The sequence below is a fragment of the Pseudoalteromonas sp. XI10 genome, assembly GCF_001469895.1.
Taxonomy (GTDB): Bacteria; Pseudomonadota; Gammaproteobacteria; order Enterobacterales; family Alteromonadaceae; genus Pseudoalteromonas.
On the sequence record NZ_LOPY01000009.1, the window covers coordinates 25,550 to 42,601 of the forward strand.

Sequence of the window (17,052 nt, forward strand, 5' to 3'; positions counted from 1 at the left end):
AACGAAATATATTTATCCACTCGATAAGTCGATTTAATTGACGTAGCCTAAACTATAATCAACTATACCCCTCTATTTGTAAAACGAGAGTTCAATATGATCAATGGGTTACTTCATGTCTTAATTTTAGACGAACAAGGCGGTGCACGTGCTATTGAAAATAGTACTGAGCTGCAAAATTGGCAACCCGAACACGGAAAACTTTGGGTGCACATGGACTACAGCCAAGCTGAAGCCGTTAAGTGGCTTGAGAAAAGTAATTTATTAACTGATTTCGAGCTTGAGTCCCTAATTGCCGATGAAACACGTCCGCGTTTAAGCAAAGTCACTAATGGTAATATGCTGTTTTTGCGTGGCGTTAATCTAAACCCTGCGCAAAGCCCAGAAGACATGGTCTCGTTACGCTTATTTATTAACGAAAACATTGTGATCACAACCCGTAAGCGCCGTTTATTATCGGTGCAAGATGTTGTTGAGTCGTTCGATGGCAGCAATGGTCCTTGCTCAATCTCTGAGTTAGTTTGCCAATTGGCGCAAAACTTAACGTCGCGTATGCAAGCTGTTATCGACAGTTTAGATGACACTCTCGATGGTTTTGAAGATGAAATTGATGAACCAAGCAAGGGCTTTGATCATCAATCATTAGCGCAAATTCGCCGCCAAACAATCGCGTTAAAACGTTATTTAAGGCCACAAAAAGAAGCGCTTATTACTTTGTTAAACAACAAATATAAGTGGTTAGATGAAGACGATAAGGCACGCTTAAACGAAACAACCAATATGTTGATCCGTTATTTAGAAGAGCTAGATAGCTCAATTGAGCGCGCGCAAATTATTCAACAAGCAATAACAAGCCAAGTATCTGAGCAACTAAACCAACGCATGTATGTGATGTCGGTGGTTGCAGCACTGTTTTTACCACTTGGCTTTTTAACTGGCTTACTAGGTGTAAACGTAGGCGGTATTCCGGGCACTGAAAGCCCTTACGCATTTAGCTTGTTTATTATCTTCTTGGTGGTACTAACCGTTGGGATTGGCATTTACTTTAAAAATAAAAAGTGGCTATAACGCAACAACCTTTTTAATTAAATCAAGGCGGACGGCATGTTCGCCTTTTTTTGTTGCCAAAATCAGGTGCTCACCATCGGAGTTGAGTATTTTGAGGGTCTCTGCTTTTCCTTCTAACTGCTCACCAGATACTAAGGTAATGCGTAATAGAGATTTATGCATGCACCATAATTCATATTTATCGTAGTCGCCACAAGCGATAGGTTGATAAGTCATTAGCTTTTTGGAATTGTTTGAGGAGTTAATCGAGCTTAGAAGATATTAAAGTGAAGAGCAAATGGCGCTCTCGGCAGGGATCGAACCTGCAACTTAGCCTCCGGAGGGCCACGTGATATCCATTTCACCACGAGAGCACATTTGTCGTCGTCAACACTGACTCGCGATATCAGCATGACAACCCGGCAATGATAATGGCATCTTGTGCTAAATGCTAGCATCGAGGCCTTTATATGCACATAAATTCAGCAATTTGCATTAAAACACTTCACTTTCGTGCAGAACCAAGGTATTAACGTATACTTAATAAAATTAATAACAAGGTGGCAGTCTTGCCATGTAAGGGGAATTTGATCATGAGTTTAATGTCTACAGAGCAAGTCGCGGAGTTTTTAGGTGTAAAAGTCGAACGCGTAAAACGTCTTGCTCGCGAGCATTTACTGATCTCGAAATCACAAGATGACAAAGGTGAACCTTTGTTTGATCCAGAAGACGTAAAAAAATATAAAGAACTTGCCGAGCGAATTGGCGGTCTTTAATTTTTAGCTTTTTCTATGAAGTGGTTAAGCTGTATTAGCAGGGGCGCCACTTTATCCATCGCACCACGTTGTTCGTACCAACAAATACATAAAAGCAAAAACAGCGCATGAAATGCCGCGAGCTTTTCAACTGATAAGTAAAACTCGTGATGTTCGCACACTAGCGCTTGGTATCGTTTAAGTAACGCCAGTTGCTGCTCGTCATTTAACGCAAAGCTCACCACCAGCGCAGCTAAGTCAAAGTAAACATCGTTGCTTTTGGCATACTCAAAGTCGATTAAAAACATCCCCGTCTCATTCACAATGATATTTTCTTTCACTAAATCATTATGACAAAAACCCATGTCTTTAGGCGCTGAAGCAATATAAGCCAGTGACTGTTTAATTAGCTCAGCATGTTGCTGGTAACGCTCTGTTTGCTGGTAGTAGTTAATTTCGTAAGCTATATCCATAGGCTCAGTAAGCACAGGGTAGCGGTGTAAATTCACTAAATCGGGTAATAAGCTACTACAAAATTCACCGCTGGCAATGCTACCTGCCACGTACTCGAAAATAGCCGTGTCGGTTGCTTGTTCTAACCAAAGTGGGGCTGGGCAGCAGCTTTGCTTTGCAAAATGCGCTTGCGCTGCAAGACCAATCGCCGGCCAGTGGTCGCGATAGTGCTTAACCAAAAAATCTTGGCTTGCTGTTTTAACTAGGTAGTTATCATTGCTTAGCCCCTCAACCAGCGGGCTGATTGAGGTGATAACTAAACGTGAGTTGAAGCGCGTAAAAAGCGCGTGAATTTGTTGCTCAGTTTTCATCTATAGCTGTGCAAGCGGCTTAGCCTGATGCTGCTCGTATTCTTCATACCAGGTTTTAAAGCCCCACGCGGCCATAATGGTGTAAAACACGAAAAGAACTAAGGTTGGGTAATACCCTTTTTCAAAGTATAGATACATAGATGCTGCATCAATCACAATCCAGTACAACCAGTTTTCCAGTACCTTCTTGGCAACAAGGTAGGTTGTCACCACTGCAAAACAGGTGGTAAAGCTGTCTAAATAAGCAAAATCAGCGTGCGTGTAATTGGTCATCACAAAACCAATGGCAACTGAAGCCAGTGAGGTGGCAAGCAAAATCACCGCATGGCGCTTTAACGACCATGAAATAATGGGCAGATGATCTTTATTGTTCATGCCCCTGCGCCAAACCACCCAACCATATACCGCCATATACATGTAGTAAAAATTAAGTAGCGACTCCATCAACAGTGCGCCATTCCAGTACATTACGGTATAAATAAAGGTGCTCACAAACGCGGCTGGCCAACACCATAAGCTTTCTTTAATCGCTAACAGTAAATACGCCATCGATAAGGCAACGGCAATATATTCCCAATGCGACATGGCAGTAAAGCCAGAGAAGGTTTCGCTTAAAAATTCCATAACACGCGCTACTTTAGGTTTTAGTCTTCGCTAGGCGACAAGTCACCATGTAAGAATTTACAGACGAAAATAGCCTTACCAAACTCTTCATAAGAACGTTTGATTTCAGTATTAAGTACAGACATCACTAAATCATAGTCACCGAAAATCTGAGTAGATAAAGTGTTGGTGATCACTTTAAGACCTTCGTAACTGTTTACACGGTCAATAAAACCTTTGATAAACGGAATGTAGTCTTGATGTAGTGGGTACTTACTGATCTCTACTGAAAGTTTCATTATGATTTACCGAGTCTTTGAAAAGTATTGCATTGTAACCCGCTTATACTAACAAGTCATGGCTATGGTTATTTTTTAGTGTAAAATCAGCCCCGATAAACATTGAGGATTCATTATGGCACGCCGCATCACTTACAAATTTAAAAATCAGCCTCGCGAAATCAATTTTGCAAAAGATAAATACCGCGATATGTACCATGCTATTGCGGCGGCTGAAGGCATTGATTTAACCAATTATTTAAAGATGGAACAGCAAGTCGAAATGACTTCAAAAGGCTCTGCGGCAGTACGTAACTTTCGTGACCAAGAATTCGCACGAATGGGTTTCAGTGACGTGTATTTTATTAAAGAGTAACAAAGTTACTCTTGATACTCGTAGCTCACACGTGGGGTGATATTACACAGTAACTCGTAAGGAATGGTTGTTGCGCACTGGGCAATCTCTTCAACGGGAAGTTCTGGCCCCCACATAATCACCTCGTCACCAACTTTGATTTTGTCGCGGTTATCACCAATATCCACCGTGATCATGTCCATCGCTACACTGCCAACAATACCATAGCGTTGTGATTTTATAACCACAGGTGTGCCCTGCTCAGCATGACGTGGATAACCATCGCCATAGCCCATCGCAACCACCGCAAGCTTAGTCGGTTTATCGCTATGCCAGCGTCCGCCATAACCTACACATTGATTGGCATCAACATCGCGTATCGCGATAACTCGCGTTGTTAAACGCATAACAGGCTCTAGTCCGTGCTGTTGCCCTACGCCATTAAGCATTGGCGATACGCCATAAAGCATCAAGCCAGGGCGCACCCACTCGCCATGACCTTTTGGCCAAGCAATAATGCCAGCAGAGTTTGCAAGGCAATGCTGCTCACTTTTGCCATCTGCCAAAGAATCAAATAAGGCAATTTGCTGAGCGGTTTTTTCATCATTGATGTCATCTGCGCACGAAAAATGCGTCATTAACTTAATGTCATCGCGGGCATTCGGGCTTGCTTTTAAGCGACTGTAGAAAGACTCAAATTGCGATGGCGCAATACCCAATCGATGCATACCCGTATTCACCTTTAACCAACACGCAATTGGTGCATCAAGGCTTGTATTTTCAAGCGTTGCAAGCTGGTTTTCATCGTGAATAATGGTTTGAAAGTTATTGGCAAGCAAGATAGGTAAATCATCTTTATGAAAAAAACCTTCAAGTAATACAATCGGTTTTGTCAGTCCACCTGCACGTAGCGCTAACGCTTCGTCTATTCGAGCAACCGCAAATGCATCGGCATCATTTAGGTATTGAGCAATTTTAACTAAGCCATGGCCATAAGCATTGGCTTTAAGCACCGCCATTACTTTACAACCAGGCGCAAAGCGCTTCACTTGTGCTAAATTATGAGCAAGTGCTTTTAGGTTGATTTCGGCAATGGCTAAGCGCATTAGTATTCGTCGTCCATAGCTGGACCCGCGTAGTTATCAAAACGCGAGAATTGACCTTGGAAGGTTAAACGTACTTTACCGATAGGACCGTTACGTTGCTTACCTATGATGATTTCGGCTACGCCTTTTTCAGTACTGTCTTCGTTATACACTTCATCACGGTAAATAAACATGATTAAGTCGGCATCCTGCTCGATTGAGCCTGATTCACGTAAGTCGGAGTTGATTGGGCGTTTATCGGCACGTTGCTCTAGGGTACGGTTAAGCTGCGATAGTGCAATAACCGGACACTGCAGTTCTTTTGCCAGTGCTTTTAATGAACGAGAGATTTCAGCGATCTCTAAGGTACGGTTATCCGACAAACTTGGCACACGCATTAACTGCAAGTAGTCGACCATGATCATACTAATACCGCCATGGTCGCGGGCAATACGGCGTGCACGCGAACGCACATCTGTTGGTGTTAGGCCCGATGCATCATCAACATACATCTTACCTTTTTCCATCAACAAGCCCATGGTTGACGACAGACGCGCCCAATCGTCATCATCTAGCTGACCGGTACGAACTTTAGTTTGGTTAATACGGCCTAGCGATGCCAGCATCCTCATCATGATTTGCTCTGAAGGCATCTCTAGTGAGTAAATAAGTACAGGCTTATCTTGTGTCATAGCTGCGTGTTCGGCTAAGTTCATCGCAAAGGTTGTTTTACCCATCGATGGACGTGCCGCCACAATGATAAGGTCAGAAGGCTGCATACCCGCCGTCATTTTATCTAGGTCAGCATAGCCGGTACTTACACCCGTCACACCATCTTGTGGCGACTGATAAAGCTCTTCAATCTTATCAACAGTTTTTTCTAAGATACTGTGTAAGTTTTGTGGGCCTTCGGTGCTTTTACTACGCTGCTCAGCAATTTTGAATACTTTACTTTCAGCAAAATCAAGCAAGTCATGACTAGTACGCCCTTCTGGGCTAAAACCAGCTTCTGCTATTTCGTTCGCAACACCAATCATTTCACGAATAACAGCGCGCTCTCGCACGATATTCGCGTAGGCATCAATGTTCGCCGCACTTGGCGTGTTCTTGGCAATTTCAGCAAGGTAAGCAAAGCCACCAACACTACTTAACTGATTATTTTTCTCTAAGCTCTCAGAAATAGTGATCAAATCGATTGGATCACCGCCTTCAGCAAGATTCACCATCGCTTCAAAAATCAGCTTATGGGTTCGGGTATAAAAATCCTGCGCAACCACTAACTCAGCAACACGGTCAAACGCTTGATTATCAAGCATTAAACCACCTAAAACAGATTGCTCAGCTTCTATTGAATGGGGAGGGACTTTTAACGTATCGACTTGCTTATCTGGTTTGGCCATAACATCACAAAACTAAAATTGAATGGCTCTATTCTATCGACTTGCTAAGGCTGTGCAAATAGTAAATACCAATCGACTTAAATATTTGGTCATTCTAGCGTGCTAAATAAAGCGCTAACTGCGTTAGAAATGTCTAAAGTAGAGTAACTACATGTCAAAATTTCTGCCTTGTTATCACTTCATTTATCTGTCGCTATTTAAGACCAATAACTTAACACGATTGGTATAAGCGGGAAGTCTTCCCGCTTTTTTGTAACCCTAATCGTTATTTCTGTTTACGAAGTTCAATGCGTCCGCTAATCGTATCCATTTCGATATCAGCATCACCACCGTTAATACTAAATTCTAAGTCGCTAGATGGGCCGTATTTCGCCTTCGTTGCTCTGTCATCACTAAGCTCATTAACGATTTTACCGTTAGCATGAGCTTCAATTTCAAACTTTGCCGATACATCTGCAGGGAAGTAAAACTCTGCGTCACCACTGACTGATTCAAAACGAATATTAGCATCTTCAAGCAGCTTATTGATGTGAACTTCAGCTTCACCATTTACGGTATTGATGCGCAGTTTTTTAATTGCATCAAATGCAAAGTCGATATCACCGTTTACATTTTCAAGGCGAACATCTTGTGCTTTGGTTTTTGACTTAATGTCGCCATTCACCGCGGTAAAGCGTAAAGCACCTTGCGAGTTTTTATCGTTAATTTCACCATTGACTGTTTCAAAGCGAATATCACCGTTTAAATCATGAGCATTCACATCACCATTAACCGTTTCAAAGCTCATGTTGCCGCGAATATCTTGCACTGTGATATCACCATTGACGGTATCAATCTCTGCACCTGCTTCAAGCTCTTTAGCACTAACTGTGACATTCACTCCGGCAAATTCAAGCTCACTACTTTTTGGCATGTAAATGGTTAAACGAGAACCGTCACCGCTATTCCAGCCACCTAAATTACGCGGCATTTTTACGATAAATTCAACACGGCTGCCTTCAACCTCTAAACGATAACCTTGTGCCTTATCGTCAAGCTCACCTTCGATTTTAAGTTGTGGTTTATCCCACCCTTCAATGCGTACATCACCACGTTGGTTTTCAATAAAAATGCGTTTATTTGCAGGTACATCAATTTGCTCATTAATGGTTTGTCCCGCCATTGCCATCAGTGGCAGTAATCCTAAAGTTAAGGCTAGTAATTTCATAATTGTCACTCCTAAATCGTTTGCCACTTCGGTGCATGCACCTTGTTAATTAAGTCCAGTTGTTGCTGATAAACCTGCGACAGCATTTGTAATAAAGCTGGGTTTTCAGGTTCATTCTCAAGTGCTTGCTTAATGGCACTTTCGGCTTCTTCTAACTCTTTTAGTTGTTGCTGCCAGTTATCGGTTAACGCAGGTTGATTTTGATACTGCACCAACAAACCTTGCTTTTGCTTGGTAAAATAGTCGCTCATTGCCATCATGCTATTTGGCTCACCTTGGCCAACAAAAAGCTGTACGGTCAATAGTGCGGCAATACAACAAGCGGCAACTGCAGCGAGTTTATTCCAGCCATGGTTTGGCTTCTCAGTTTGCTCTGGTTGCCCTGTTGCAATTGCTCGCTCAACACCGGGCCAGAGATCTTTGTCTGGGCTAATATCTTGCTTATGGTTAAGCGAGTCATTTAAAAATTGTTCAAATTCTGGCTTACTCATTTTCATACCACTCTTTTAATAACTGCCTTGCACGGTGAAATTGCGATTTACTTGAACCGACCGCCATATCAAGCATGCTTGCTATTTCTTCATGGCGATAACCTTCAATTGCATGAAGTACAAACACCATACGCGCTCGCTCAGGTAGTCTCAGTACTAATTTATCGAGGCCGTTAAAGCCATCGCAATCTGCTGCGCTTTGCTCATCCATACCGCTTTGTTCAAAACTCACTACTTTTTGAAACCAGCTTTTATGTTTGCGAATGTAGCTAATCGCAATATTGCTGGTAACACTATGTAACCAAGTCGAAAATTGTGAGCGTCCATCAAAGTTAGCGATTTTGTGCCACAACTGTACAAACACTTCTTGTGTTGCATCTTCGGCGTGCTCTTTGTCTGCAAGCAATCTTAAACAAAGGCTATAAACCCGCTTCACATGCAACTCATAAAGTGTTGCATAGGCAGCTTGATCACCGCTTTTTACGCGCTCTATCAAGGCATGCTCACTTTGCTGGGCGAACGCTTGTTCTGCATCTATCAACATCCTGGATGTTGTCCTTTATGATTATTGTTGTGAATTTAGTGTATTAGACGTAAGGAGGGATTCAAAAGGTTTAAATGAAATTAATTTTTTTTGTGTAAGCTACAAATAATTGAGCTTACACAATTTTATTTGGGGATTTATGTTATTCGGCAGGTGATGCTTCGCTTTCTTCTTCAGTTGTTTCTGTGGTTTTGTAGCTCCAACCTAAAAATACGATGCGTGCCGAAGAAGCAGGCGAGCCACCATTTTGTACTTGTAATAAACCCGCATCATAGTGAGCACCACTGCCCCCTGATGCAGTAATTGTTGAGCCACGTACACTACCAAACAGCTCGCCACTGCCCGATAGCTTCACTGTTGTCAAAGGTGCATAAATAGCCGCATATAAATTCGCAGCACCACTAAATTGCACGCCATTTACACCATTAAATGATGAATAAAATGATAACGACGGATGGCCACTGGTGGTTAATCCTTCCTGCTCAGTAATGACTTTTGCGCCTGCACCAATATTTACTTTTCCGGTTAATAACACTGTTAAGCTACTGTCTTTTTTGATTGTTAAGCTGGTGTCCCCTTCCATCGAAAAGTCTCCATCAATCAGTAAAATAACATCACCACCAGAAACTTCCATTTTGCCGTCACTGGTCATTTTGAGCCTATCAAGTGCAAAGATATACTCTTTACTGTTACTGCCATTAGCTTGGTTTTGCGCTTTAGAGTTAAACAAGAAAACATCGGCAAGGTTTGGCAAAATAACTTGGCTACCACCGCTACTAAAAAAGCCCTTTTCAGTATTAAGTTTAAATTGTTGCGTAGGACCAATCGAAACAGAACTATAACTGCTCACTTGGTCTGTGATGTCTGTCATTTTCTCTGGCAAAATTAACGGGTCGCAGCTGGTGTCTGGATTTGTTGGGTCATAATCAGGGGCTGTTGGGTCAGCAACAGTTATCGGCTCAACATTCGGGTTTACATTAAACTTGCTATCACTGTAGTGCACACCATCTTGTTGATTATTGTAGGTGTCTTTAAAATCGCCTGAGCCGCCATACATAATATCCAGAGCTTCGTCTTGGCTATTAGTGATGAATGTAGACCACTGCATTTTTGCATCACCATTCGCTCGCACAACGCCCGAAACAGTTCCGCCACGATGAGTATAATAACCTCGGGTATAAACATTACCGTCAACACGTAAACCACTGCCAGGAGAAATATAAACACCGGTATTTGAATGGATATTACCAATAATTGGTGATGAACCATTTAAGTAGATAACCCCGGTCGCTTTTACATCGCCCTTTATCGGTGAATGACCCGATAGCACCACATCTGAATCACCAGCAATCGTTGAAACATCACCATCATTCGACTTGGTTTCTTCGTAGGTGCCTTTGCTCGAATCATAGCTGTCGATACTACCACTACCCGACAAGTTAACCCCTTTACAGCCCACCATCGCATTAGTGAAAATAGAGCTGCCTTTCACGCCTTGTACTGCAAAACGGGCGACTAAGTTACTTTGTGCGTCACCATCAAATCGTTGCCCTAAGCTTGCAATTTCAAGCTCACCGGCAGCATTTTGACTTAAACTGGCATTAAAAATGGCATCATCAGCGATAACACCAGAGCCCGATGCATTACTGGTTTTACTGATCAAATCTTCAACCGCTAATACACCTTCCTCATTCAAGGTTTGTTGCAATAACTTAGCTTGCTCAAATACACCTTTTTCTGCCAATAAGCGGCTGTTTAATTTCTTTTGGAAGTTACCACTTAAGCGTTCTTGAACAACGTTTTCACGTAGCGAACTAAGCACCACGATGCTGGCCATACTGGTTAAGATCAACACTGTAATTAAGGTGAAACCATTTTGCTTGTTATACACTGCCAGCTCCGTATGCTTTGACTAATATTGCATTGGTTAACGCAATATCAATATTAATGCCATTGCCAAACTGAGCAGGTAAATCATTTGGCTTTACAGTAACGGTTACAAGCTCACCGGCGATATCAAATGACAAAGCTTCGATACCTGTCAGTAATCGCTCTGAGGCAGCACCATCGAGAGAACACATTAAGCTGCTACCATTTAAGCTATATACTTCAACCACCTGCGCAGTTGTCGCAGAGCCATCACAGGCAATGACACCACTTGGCTGAGTAATAGTAATCGTGCTTTTATCTGCACTGATGGTGGGTGTTAGTTGTGTTTGCTTTATGCTGCGGTTGAATACTTTACTGGTATAGCGAATCACTTCTTGAGCGTTTTCAAGCTCTTTACTTACTTCAATCGTGCTTTTAATCGCCGAGTAAGACAAGCTTACTCCCGCTAATAAAAACGCGCCTGCTGCCAATGCCACCATCAGTTCAACTAAGGTAAAACCCTGAACGCGTTTATTCATGAACATACCGCCGTTAAATCAGGGAAACTGGCATTTAGACTAATTTGATTTTCTGCATTGTCTGTCATGCGCTTATCGACCCAAGCCACATTAACTTGCATATCATCACTGTAAGTAGCTGGGATCGTCAGTTGATAATCACTCACTTGCGGCGCGAGCGAAGCTCTAAATGTCGCGTCTTGAAAAAGTGCGGTATTGGTTTTTTGAATTTCACAAATACGCGGCCACAAACGCTCAATGGTATTTTGCCCTTGAATAAGTGACACGGTGTAATTAAAGCTATTGGTTGCATATTGCAGCGATTTGAGCTGCGCTGCCGCCAAGCCTAATAATGCGATGCCAGCGATCACCACTGAAATCATCACTTCTAATAATGAAAAGCCTGCCTGCTTATTCATGCACATCCTCGCTGTGAATTTTCTACTAACCAGTTTTGGCCACTTTTAAGCACACACATCACGTAATCTGTGGTATTTGTGTGCTCATCTTTCACTAAAATTTCAGCTTGTTTATCAACTTCGCCACTGGCACTAATGGCCAATGCGACTAAATTGACGGTAACACCGCTTTTTGTGACCGAAAATTCTTTTAAAACAGTGTCTACCCCACCCTCGTTGAGGGTCACTTGCCAACTATTATTACTAACAACTAGGTTAATAGGTTTGTCGCGTTTGACCGCTTCACTGCGTGCAAATTTATAGGCGCTATTTAATTGATTTGCAGTAGTTACCACGCGATCTTGCAAAATTTGCTGACTAAAAGACGGAAAAGCAAGGGCTGCCATAATGCCAATAACACTCAGCACAACCATTAACTCAATTAAGGTAAACCCTGCAATTCGACGCAATTGTGTTACTCCCAGCAATCACTAAATGAAGCGCTATAACTACCATCATGTTTAACGGTTAAGTCACCACAGCGATCACCTGCTTGCGCCGAACCCGATTTAGGAGCTGCTTTTAAACTGTAGCCACGATTTTTAAAATCGCTTACAGCACCTGATACTTTATCTGTTGCTGTGTAGGTAAAGGTGTAATAGTCGGTATTTTGGGTTACGAATGCATTAGGGTAGCCGCCATTTCGTGAATAAATACGTTCGAGGCTGGCGCTGTATTGCAGTAACTCTTGTTGAATGTCAGCACGGCGACTACGTTGCATGTGCTCAGTGTAAGCAGGTAGTGCTACGCTATACAGAATCCCTAAAATAGCGATCACGATAAGAATTTCTACTAATGTAAATCCTGTTTGTTTACCCATTCCATGTGGTACTAATGCACTTTTCAACCTCAACCCCTTAATACTTTTTAACCAGCACAATATAAATGACAGCGTTGTCAGTGTCAATTTTAACCAATTTACTTTTACTCATTCGATTATACTAATAAGAATAAGAAAATTAAGAAAAAAGAACGTCTGTTTGTAAAATAGGTAAGATTATAGGATTGGTATTTATGTGTTTAAAATATAGAAACTAATACTATTAGATGGCAACCGAGGAAGCAATAGCGGTACAAAATGCTACAATTCATAAATTTCAGGCACAAAAAAGCCGCACCTAAGTGCGGCTTTTTTACTTAATATTGCTATTAAGCTTCAGCGATAACGATTACTTTGATAGTAGCCGATACGTCTGAGTGTACTGCGATTGCTACGTCAAATTCGCCAGTCTCACGGATAGTACCTAGAGGTAAACGAACTTCTGATTTAGCAACTTCAACGCCAACAGCTGAAATAGCTTCAGCGATGTCGCGAGTACCGATAGAACCGAATAACTTGCCTTCGTCACCAGCTTTAGAAACTAGTGTAACTTCAGCTAATGCTTCTAACTTGTCAGCGCGAGCTTGAGCAGCAGCTAGATCTTCAGCGATCTTAGCTTCTAAATCAGCACGACGTGCTTCGAAAGTTTCGATGTTAGCTTTAGTTGCAGGAACTGCCTTACCTTGTGGGAAAAGGAAGTTACGTGCGAAGCCAGATTTAACTACAACCTGGTCACCTAGGCCACCTAGGTTTGCGATCTTGTCTAGTAGAATAACTTGCATGTCTCTACACCTTTTAAAAACTGTTAATCCGCTGCTTACTTATGTAAGTCAGTGTATGGAAGAAGGGCTAAGTAGCGAGCACGCTTGATAGCAGTTGCTAGCTGACGCTGATATTTAGCGCTAGTACCTGTGATACGGCTAGGTACGATTTTGCCACTTTCTGTAACATAGTTTCTAAGAGTAGCTAGATCTTTATAATCGATTTGTTGTACGCCTTCCGCTTTGAAGCGGCAGAACTTACGACGTCTGAAATAACGTGCCATGAGTAAAATTCCTCAAAAAATTCTTTCTATATGTTGAGCATGCAAGACCAATTGGCTTAAGCCGTTTCGGCCTTCGTGACGGTTTAAAAACCCCGTCACTTGCACTTGTTGCCCAACGTGCAATTGTTGAGTTTGTTGTTGCATTGGCGTGCCGCTGGCAACAACTTGAAGCCTGACATAACTATTACGGTTAAGGTCTGCTTCAACTTGCATCGATTTATGTTCAAGAACAAAAATACAATGCGGTATACCAGCAGGGCTTTGACTATATTTAGGTGTTTTACAAACAACCCCAGATAATGTCAGCTGATTCATATAAGGATTAAGCGGTTGGCTCATCTTTTTGTCTCAACTGCAAGCGCCATGCTTGAACTCAAAACGATTAAGCAGCTGGTGCTTCTTTCTTCTCTTCTTTCGCAAGAGGAGATGCTTCAGTTACAGCGTCTTTAGTACGCATAACTAAGTTACGAAGCACTGCATCGTTGTAGCGGAAAGTAGTTTCTAGCTCGCTGATTACTTCAGTAGGTGCTTCAACGTTCATAAGAACATAATGAGCTTTGTGAAGCTTGTCGATTGGGTAAGCCAATTGACGACGGCCCCAGTCTTCAAGACGGTGGATAGTACCACCAGCTTCAGTGATAGAACCAGTATAACGTTCGATCATACCAGGTACTTGCTCACTCTGATCAGGGTGAACCATGAATACGATTTCGTAATGACGCATGGATATTCCTTACGGTTAATAGAGCCTTCTACCGTTTCGGCCAGTCGGTTTAAGGCAAGGAATTAAATTTAATAAGCCGAAATGAGCGCGCATTTTACGCTTAGATTGATAATTAAGCAAGATAAAACAGCAAGCCAAGCTAGATTATTGTGCTCTATTAAGATTTTCTAAACGCTAAAAACAAAAAACCCAGCCGAAGCTGGGTTTTTGATATTCTGAAAACTAAAATTACTTGATTTTAGCTTCTTTGAAAATCACGTGTTTACGAGCTTTAGGATCGTATTTTTTGATTTCCATTTTTTCAGGCATGTTACGCTTGTTCTTGTCGGTAGTGTAGAAAAAACCAGTACCAGCAGTTGAAACTAAACGGATCTTATCGCGCATGATTCAGTTCCTTAAACTTTTTCGCCACGAGCACGGATTTCTGTAAGAACCGCGTCGATGCCTTTTTTATCGATAATACGCATACCTTTAGTAGTAGTGCGTAGTGTTACAAAACGTTTTTCACTTTCAACCCAAAAACGGTGAGTTTGTAGGTTAGGTAGGAAACGACGTTTAGTCGCGTTTCTCGCGTGTGAACGGTGGTTACCAACCGCTGGACGCTTACCTGTAACTTGACATACTTTAGACATGTCTATATATCTCCAATAACTTCGCTCGAGCTTAATTTTCCCTTAGGCCAGTATTTGTGCCCCGGGATAAATCGAAGGGCGCTCTTTATACAGCTTATACAGGCAAAGATCAAGTAACAGATCTTATCCAATCAGCTCATGTGTAAATTTGATAGCGGCTAATTATAAAGATCGAATGCCCTTAGGGAAAGTAAAAACTGCATTTAAATTAAACTAATTTCTAAAATCGCCCTAAACTGCTCATTTTTAACACACTCTCTAATACAGTTGGCTCTATATAAGCCCTCTTTCAGCAAACGAAACACAATTTTCACCACCCACTATGATGTGATCCAGCACATTTATATCAATTAAGGCTAAGGCTTGCTGTAATTTTGTGGTGATTAATTTATCGGCCTGACTAGGTTCAGCAACCCCACTTGGGTGGTTATGAGCAAGTATTAGAGCCGCCGCATTATTACGCAGTGCAGCTTTAACAACTTCGCGTGGGTAAACAGAAGCGGCATTAATAGTGCCGTAAAAAAGTACTTCGTCTTTAATTAGCTGGTTTTGACTATCTAAGTACAGCACCATAAATACTTCTTGCTGTAAGCCACGTAATTGAATAGTTAAATAGTCATACACAGCTTGCGGCGAAGTAAATAGTGCATCGCGCTTACATTGCTCAAGCATATAGCGCCGGCTTAGCTCAAGTACCGCTTGAAGCTGCACATACTTAGCGGCTCCTAAACCCTTTTGGGCACAAAACTCTTGTTCAGATGCATTAAATAAGTCGTGCAAAGTGCTGTTTATATCGAGTAGGTGCTCAGCCAGCTCAATGGCATTCATGCCCGGCACACCGGTACGTAAGAAGATTGCTAATAACTCTGCATCTGAGAGTGCTTTGGCGCCTTGGGCAAGTAACTTCTCCCGAGGCCTTGCTGATAAAGGTAGATCTGTTAATGGCATTGCTTCATCCTTAAAACAACTATTCCACTTATTAAACTGTACTATAAAATCCAATTTTTTCCTGTCTGTATAAAAGAAAACTTCATGCTATCGGTAAAGATTTGCTATCGTTAGCCCATATCGACAAAGGTTAAATTTCACGTAATGACAAAATCAGTAAATAAAAAAATCCTGCTAGGTATGAGTGGTGGTATTGCAGCCTATAAATGCGCAGAACTTGTTCGCCGTTTAAAAGATCAAGGCTGTGAAGTAAAAGTCGTCATGACCGACTCAGCCAAACACTTTATTACTCCTTTAACTATGCAAGCGGTAAGCGGTGAGATTGTTTCTGATTCATTACTCGACCCAGCAGCAGAAGCTGCAATGGGTCATATCGAATTTGCCAAATGGGCAGACCTTATTTTAGTCGCCCCAGCAACCAGTAATATTTTAGCCAAAATGGCCATGGGTATTGCAGATGACTTACTGACGACCCTGCTACTCGCCACCCCAGCAAAAGTGGCGGTTGCACCTGCAATGAACCAACAAATGTATGCCCACCCTGCTACACAAGCAAATCTTGCCACACTTAGTGAGCGTGGTGTGGTTATTTGGGGCCCAGGTAAAGGCGAGCAAGCCTGTGGTGATGTAGGCGCAGGACGCATGTTAGAGCCTCATGAGTTAGTCGCGCTTTGTACACAACCTGAGGTAGAGCCATTACTTGCAGGCAAAACCATCACGATTACAGCAGGACCAACCCGAGAAGCCCTTGACCCTGTTCGTTATATCTCTAACCACAGCTCAGGCAAAATGGGTTATGCCCTTTCAGAAGCTGCACTTGCGCTAGGTGCAAAGGTAAATCTGATTTCAGGCCCCGTAACAATTAAAGCACCTGCTAATGCCCTGCTTACTAATATAGAAAGTGCTGAGCAATTACTTACCGCCTCAATGAAGCTAGCCGCGCAATCGGATGCTTTTATCGGCTGTGCAGCAGTGGCTGATTACCGTGCAGCAGCAATTCATGAGCAAAAGATGAAAAAGCAAGGTGATGAACTAACCCTTACCTTAGTTAAAAATCCAGATGTTATCGCTAACGTCGCTGCGCTTAGCGAAAACCGCCCTTATACCGTTGGCTTTGCGGCAGAAACTCAAGATGTTGCAAGCTATGCACAAGGTAAATTAAAGAACAAAAACCTCGATATGATCTGCGCAAATGACGTATCAAAAGAAGGTCTTGGCTTTAATTCTGATCATAATGCTTTAACACTCTTCTGGCACAATGAGCAGCTAGATTTAGCAATGGGAAGTAAAAAAGATTTAGCCATGAGCGTAATGACTGAGCTTGCCAAGCGTTTGTAAAAATGCTGGAAAGAAACTGAATAAAACATTAACATAAGCCACTCATTTGCACAAAAAATGGCTTGTCTGACTCCCAACAGCGCAAGTAATAAATTATAAGAAAGGAATGGT

Annotated in this window: 25 protein-coding genes and 1 tRNA gene; 4 read left to right on the forward strand and 22 right to left on the reverse strand. The window is 42.2% G+C overall.

All coding sequences use genetic code 11. The annotated features are described in order from the left end of the window. The first annotated feature begins 96 nt into the window (after positions 1-96). On the forward strand, positions 97-1,068 hold the full coding sequence (gene zntB / locus AUR67_RS01180) for a zinc transporter ZntB (protein ID WP_058583794.1): 972 nt from the start codon (positions 97-99) through the stop codon (positions 1,066-1,068). Here zntB and AUR67_RS01185 read toward each other — a convergent pair. Beyond that, positions 1,063-1,284, reverse strand: coding sequence for a Rho-binding antiterminator (locus AUR67_RS01185; protein ID WP_058583795.1), 222 nt, complete (start codon positions 1,282-1,284; stop codon positions 1,063-1,065). The genes zntB and AUR67_RS01185 overlap by 6 nt on opposite strands. Before the next feature lie 62 nt (positions 1,285-1,346). After that, positions 1,347-1,421, reverse strand: a tRNA-Arg gene (locus AUR67_RS01190). A 219-nt stretch (positions 1,422-1,640) separates the two neighbouring features. Here AUR67_RS01190 and AUR67_RS01195 point away from each other — a divergent pair. Further along, the gene (locus AUR67_RS01195) at positions 1,641-1,823 is read left to right on the forward strand and encodes a helix-turn-helix domain-containing protein (protein ID WP_054563404.1); all 183 of its coding nucleotides are present in this window, start codon (positions 1,641-1,643) and stop codon (positions 1,821-1,823) included. Here AUR67_RS01195 and AUR67_RS01200 read toward each other — a convergent pair. The 3 genes from AUR67_RS01200 to AUR67_RS01210 are packed head-to-tail and all read right to left on the reverse strand — an operon-like array spanning position 1,820 to position 3,528. Then, entirely contained in the window at positions 1,820-2,626 is an 807-nt protein-coding gene (locus AUR67_RS01200) for a phosphotransferase family protein (protein ID WP_058583796.1), read from the reverse strand. The genes AUR67_RS01195 and AUR67_RS01200 overlap by 4 nt on opposite strands. Then, the gene (pnuC, locus tag AUR67_RS01205; RefSeq protein ID WP_058583797.1) at positions 2,627-3,250 is read right to left on the reverse strand and encodes a nicotinamide riboside transporter PnuC; all 624 of its coding nucleotides are present in this window, start codon (positions 3,248-3,250) and stop codon (positions 2,627-2,629) included. A 20-nt stretch (positions 3,251-3,270) separates the two neighbouring features. Next, complete coding sequence (locus AUR67_RS01210) at positions 3,271-3,528, reverse strand: YkoF family thiamine/hydroxymethylpyrimidine-binding protein (protein ID WP_054563401.1); 258 nt, start codon at positions 3,526-3,528, stop codon at positions 3,271-3,273. 115 nt (positions 3,529-3,643) lie between these two features. On the opposite strand from AUR67_RS01210, the gene AUR67_RS01215 reads away from it, so the two are divergent. Further along, the gene (locus tag AUR67_RS01215) at positions 3,644-3,883 is read left to right on the forward strand and encodes a DUF2960 domain-containing protein (RefSeq protein WP_054554201.1); all 240 of its coding nucleotides are present in this window, start codon (positions 3,644-3,646) and stop codon (positions 3,881-3,883) included. Between the two features lie 5 nt (positions 3,884-3,888). Here AUR67_RS01215 and alr read toward each other — a convergent pair whose 3' ends face one another. The 17 genes from alr to radC all read right to left on the reverse strand — a co-directional run bounded on the left by alr (position 3,889) and on the right by radC (position 15,603). Further along, positions 3,889-4,968: an alanine racemase gene (gene alr, locus AUR67_RS01220; RefSeq protein WP_058583798.1), complete on the reverse strand. Its 1,080-nt coding sequence runs from the start codon at positions 4,966-4,968 to the stop codon at positions 3,889-3,891. Beyond that, a complete protein-coding gene (dnaB, locus tag AUR67_RS01225; protein WP_058583799.1) occupies positions 4,968-6,347 on the reverse strand; it encodes a replicative DNA helicase in 1,380 nt (459 codons plus the stop codon). Before dnaB ends, alr begins: the two co-directional genes overlap by 1 nt. Before the next feature lie 265 nt (positions 6,348-6,612). Next, on the reverse strand, positions 6,613-7,554 hold the full coding sequence (locus AUR67_RS01230) for a DUF4097 family beta strand repeat-containing protein (RefSeq protein WP_058583800.1): 942 nt from the start codon (positions 7,552-7,554) through the stop codon (positions 6,613-6,615). Positions 7,555-7,565: 11 nt separating this feature from the next. Further along, positions 7,566-8,051 (reverse strand): hypothetical protein, encoded by a 486-nt coding sequence (locus AUR67_RS01235; RefSeq protein WP_082389308.1) that lies wholly within the window; start codon positions 8,049-8,051, stop codon positions 7,566-7,568. Further along, positions 8,038-8,589: an RNA polymerase sigma factor gene (locus tag AUR67_RS01240; RefSeq protein ID WP_054554197.1), complete on the reverse strand. Its 552-nt coding sequence runs from the start codon at positions 8,587-8,589 to the stop codon at positions 8,038-8,040. Before AUR67_RS01240 ends, AUR67_RS01235 begins: the two co-directional genes overlap by 14 nt. A gap of 142 nt (positions 8,590-8,731) precedes the next feature. Then, positions 8,732-10,480 (reverse strand): PilX N-terminal domain-containing pilus assembly protein, encoded by a 1,749-nt coding sequence (locus AUR67_RS01245; protein WP_235591773.1) that lies wholly within the window; start codon positions 10,478-10,480, stop codon positions 8,732-8,734. Continuing rightward, positions 10,473-10,997, reverse strand: coding sequence for a prepilin-type N-terminal cleavage/methylation domain-containing protein (locus tag AUR67_RS01250; RefSeq protein ID WP_152996456.1), 525 nt, complete (start codon positions 10,995-10,997; stop codon positions 10,473-10,475). Before AUR67_RS01250 ends, AUR67_RS01245 begins: the two co-directional genes overlap by 8 nt. Beyond that, positions 10,994-11,395, reverse strand: a complete 402-nt coding sequence (locus tag AUR67_RS01255; RefSeq protein WP_054563395.1) for a prepilin-type N-terminal cleavage/methylation domain-containing protein — start codon at positions 11,393-11,395, stop codon at positions 10,994-10,996. The genes AUR67_RS01250 and AUR67_RS01255 overlap by 4 nt, the downstream gene beginning before the upstream one ends. Next, positions 11,392-11,844, reverse strand: a complete 453-nt coding sequence (locus AUR67_RS01260) for a GspH/FimT family pseudopilin (RefSeq protein ID WP_058583802.1) — start codon at positions 11,842-11,844, stop codon at positions 11,392-11,394. The genes AUR67_RS01255 and AUR67_RS01260 overlap by 4 nt, the downstream gene beginning before the upstream one ends. A gap of 5 nt (positions 11,845-11,849) precedes the next feature. After that, on the reverse strand, positions 11,850-12,281 hold the full coding sequence (locus tag AUR67_RS01265) for a type IV pilin protein (RefSeq protein WP_321166298.1): 432 nt from the start codon (positions 12,279-12,281) through the stop codon (positions 11,850-11,852). A gap of 302 nt (positions 12,282-12,583) precedes the next feature. Next, positions 12,584-13,036, reverse strand: coding sequence for a 50S ribosomal protein L9 (rplI, locus tag AUR67_RS01270; RefSeq protein ID WP_054554192.1), 453 nt, complete (start codon positions 13,034-13,036; stop codon positions 12,584-12,586). Between the two features lie 35 nt (positions 13,037-13,071). After that, positions 13,072-13,299 carry a 30S ribosomal protein S18 gene (gene rpsR / locus AUR67_RS01275; protein WP_002962753.1) on the reverse strand — a complete coding sequence of 76 codons (228 nt, stop codon included), beginning with the start codon at positions 13,297-13,299 and terminating at the stop codon, positions 13,072-13,074. Between the two features lie 12 nt (positions 13,300-13,311). Next, positions 13,312-13,614 (reverse strand): primosomal replication protein N, encoded by a 303-nt coding sequence (gene priB, locus AUR67_RS01280; RefSeq protein ID WP_036973732.1) that lies wholly within the window; start codon positions 13,612-13,614, stop codon positions 13,312-13,314. Positions 13,615-13,681: 67 nt separating this feature from the next. After that, complete coding sequence (rpsF, locus tag AUR67_RS01285; RefSeq protein ID WP_036973113.1) at positions 13,682-14,023, reverse strand: 30S ribosomal protein S6; 342 nt, start codon at positions 14,021-14,023, stop codon at positions 13,682-13,684. A 228-nt stretch (positions 14,024-14,251) separates the two neighbouring features. Beyond that, complete coding sequence (gene rpmG, locus AUR67_RS01290; protein ID WP_022946036.1) at positions 14,252-14,407, reverse strand: 50S ribosomal protein L33; 156 nt, start codon at positions 14,405-14,407, stop codon at positions 14,252-14,254. 11 nt (positions 14,408-14,418) lie between these two features. Then, the gene (gene rpmB / locus AUR67_RS01295; RefSeq protein ID WP_036973115.1) at positions 14,419-14,655 is read right to left on the reverse strand and encodes a 50S ribosomal protein L28; all 237 of its coding nucleotides are present in this window, start codon (positions 14,653-14,655) and stop codon (positions 14,419-14,421) included. 273 nt (positions 14,656-14,928) lie between these two features. Next, complete coding sequence (radC, locus tag AUR67_RS01300) at positions 14,929-15,603, reverse strand: RadC family protein (RefSeq protein ID WP_058583804.1); 675 nt, start codon at positions 15,601-15,603, stop codon at positions 14,929-14,931. A gap of 144 nt (positions 15,604-15,747) precedes the next feature. Between radC and coaBC the strand changes: the two genes are divergently transcribed. Continuing rightward, a complete protein-coding gene (gene coaBC / locus AUR67_RS01305) occupies positions 15,748-16,941 on the forward strand; it encodes a bifunctional phosphopantothenoylcysteine decarboxylase/phosphopantothenate--cysteine ligase CoaBC (protein ID WP_058583805.1) in 1,194 nt (397 codons plus the stop codon). Positions 16,942-17,052 lie beyond the last annotated feature (111 nt).

Coding starts and splice junctions, on each gene's coding strand:
- zntB (WP_058583794.1), top strand. CDS start 97: ATGATCAATGGGTTACTTCATGTCTTAATTTTAGACGAACAAGGCGGT.
- AUR67_RS01185 (WP_058583795.1), bottom strand. CDS start 1,284: ATGACTTATCAACCTATCGCTTGTGGCGACTACGATAAATATGAATTA.
- AUR67_RS01195 (WP_054563404.1), top strand. CDS start 1,641: ATGAGTTTAATGTCTACAGAGCAAGTCGCGGAGTTTTTAGGTGTAAAA.
- AUR67_RS01200 (WP_058583796.1), bottom strand. CDS start 2,626: ATGAAAACTGAGCAACAAATTCACGCGCTTTTTACGCGCTTCAACTCA.
- pnuC (WP_058583797.1), bottom strand. CDS start 3,250: ATGGAATTTTTAAGCGAAACCTTCTCTGGCTTTACTGCCATGTCGCAT.
- AUR67_RS01210 (WP_054563401.1), bottom strand. CDS start 3,528: ATGAAACTTTCAGTAGAGATCAGTAAGTACCCACTACATCAAGACTAC.
- AUR67_RS01215 (WP_054554201.1), top strand. CDS start 3,644: ATGGCACGCCGCATCACTTACAAATTTAAAAATCAGCCTCGCGAAATC.
- alr (WP_058583798.1), bottom strand. CDS start 4,968: ATGCGCTTAGCCATTGCCGAAATCAACCTAAAAGCACTTGCTCATAAT.
- dnaB (WP_058583799.1), bottom strand. CDS start 6,347: ATGGCCAAACCAGATAAGCAAGTCGATACGTTAAAAGTCCCTCCCCAT.
- AUR67_RS01230 (WP_058583800.1), bottom strand. CDS start 7,554: ATGAAATTACTAGCCTTAACTTTAGGATTACTGCCACTGATGGCAATG.
- AUR67_RS01235 (WP_082389308.1), bottom strand. CDS start 8,051: ATGAAAATGAGTAAGCCAGAATTTGAACAATTTTTAAATGACTCGCTT.
- AUR67_RS01240 (WP_054554197.1), bottom strand. CDS start 8,589: ATGTTGATAGATGCAGAACAAGCGTTCGCCCAGCAAAGTGAGCATGCC.
- AUR67_RS01250 (WP_152996456.1), bottom strand. CDS start 10,997: ATGAATAAACGCGTTCAGGGTTTTACCTTAGTTGAACTGATGGTGGCA.
- AUR67_RS01255 (WP_054563395.1), bottom strand. CDS start 11,395: ATGAATAAGCAGGCAGGCTTTTCATTATTAGAAGTGATGATTTCAGTG.
- rplI (WP_054554192.1), bottom strand. CDS start 13,036: ATGCAAGTTATTCTACTAGACAAGATCGCAAACCTAGGTGGCCTAGGT.
- rpsR (WP_002962753.1), bottom strand. CDS start 13,299: ATGGCACGTTATTTCAGACGTCGTAAGTTCTGCCGCTTCAAAGCGGAA.
- priB (WP_036973732.1), bottom strand. CDS start 13,614: ATGAATCAGCTGACATTATCTGGGGTTGTTTGTAAAACACCTAAATAT.
- rpsF (WP_036973113.1), bottom strand. CDS start 14,023: ATGCGTCATTACGAAATCGTATTCATGGTTCACCCTGATCAGAGTGAG.
- rpmG (WP_022946036.1), bottom strand. CDS start 14,407: ATGCGCGATAAGATCCGTTTAGTTTCAACTGCTGGTACTGGTTTTTTC.
- rpmB (WP_036973115.1), bottom strand. CDS start 14,655: ATGTCTAAAGTATGTCAAGTTACAGGTAAGCGTCCAGCGGTTGGTAAC.
- radC (WP_058583804.1), bottom strand. CDS start 15,603: ATGCCATTAACAGATCTACCTTTATCAGCAAGGCCTCGGGAGAAGTTA.
- coaBC (WP_058583805.1), top strand. CDS start 15,748: ATGACAAAATCAGTAAATAAAAAAATCCTGCTAGGTATGAGTGGTGGT.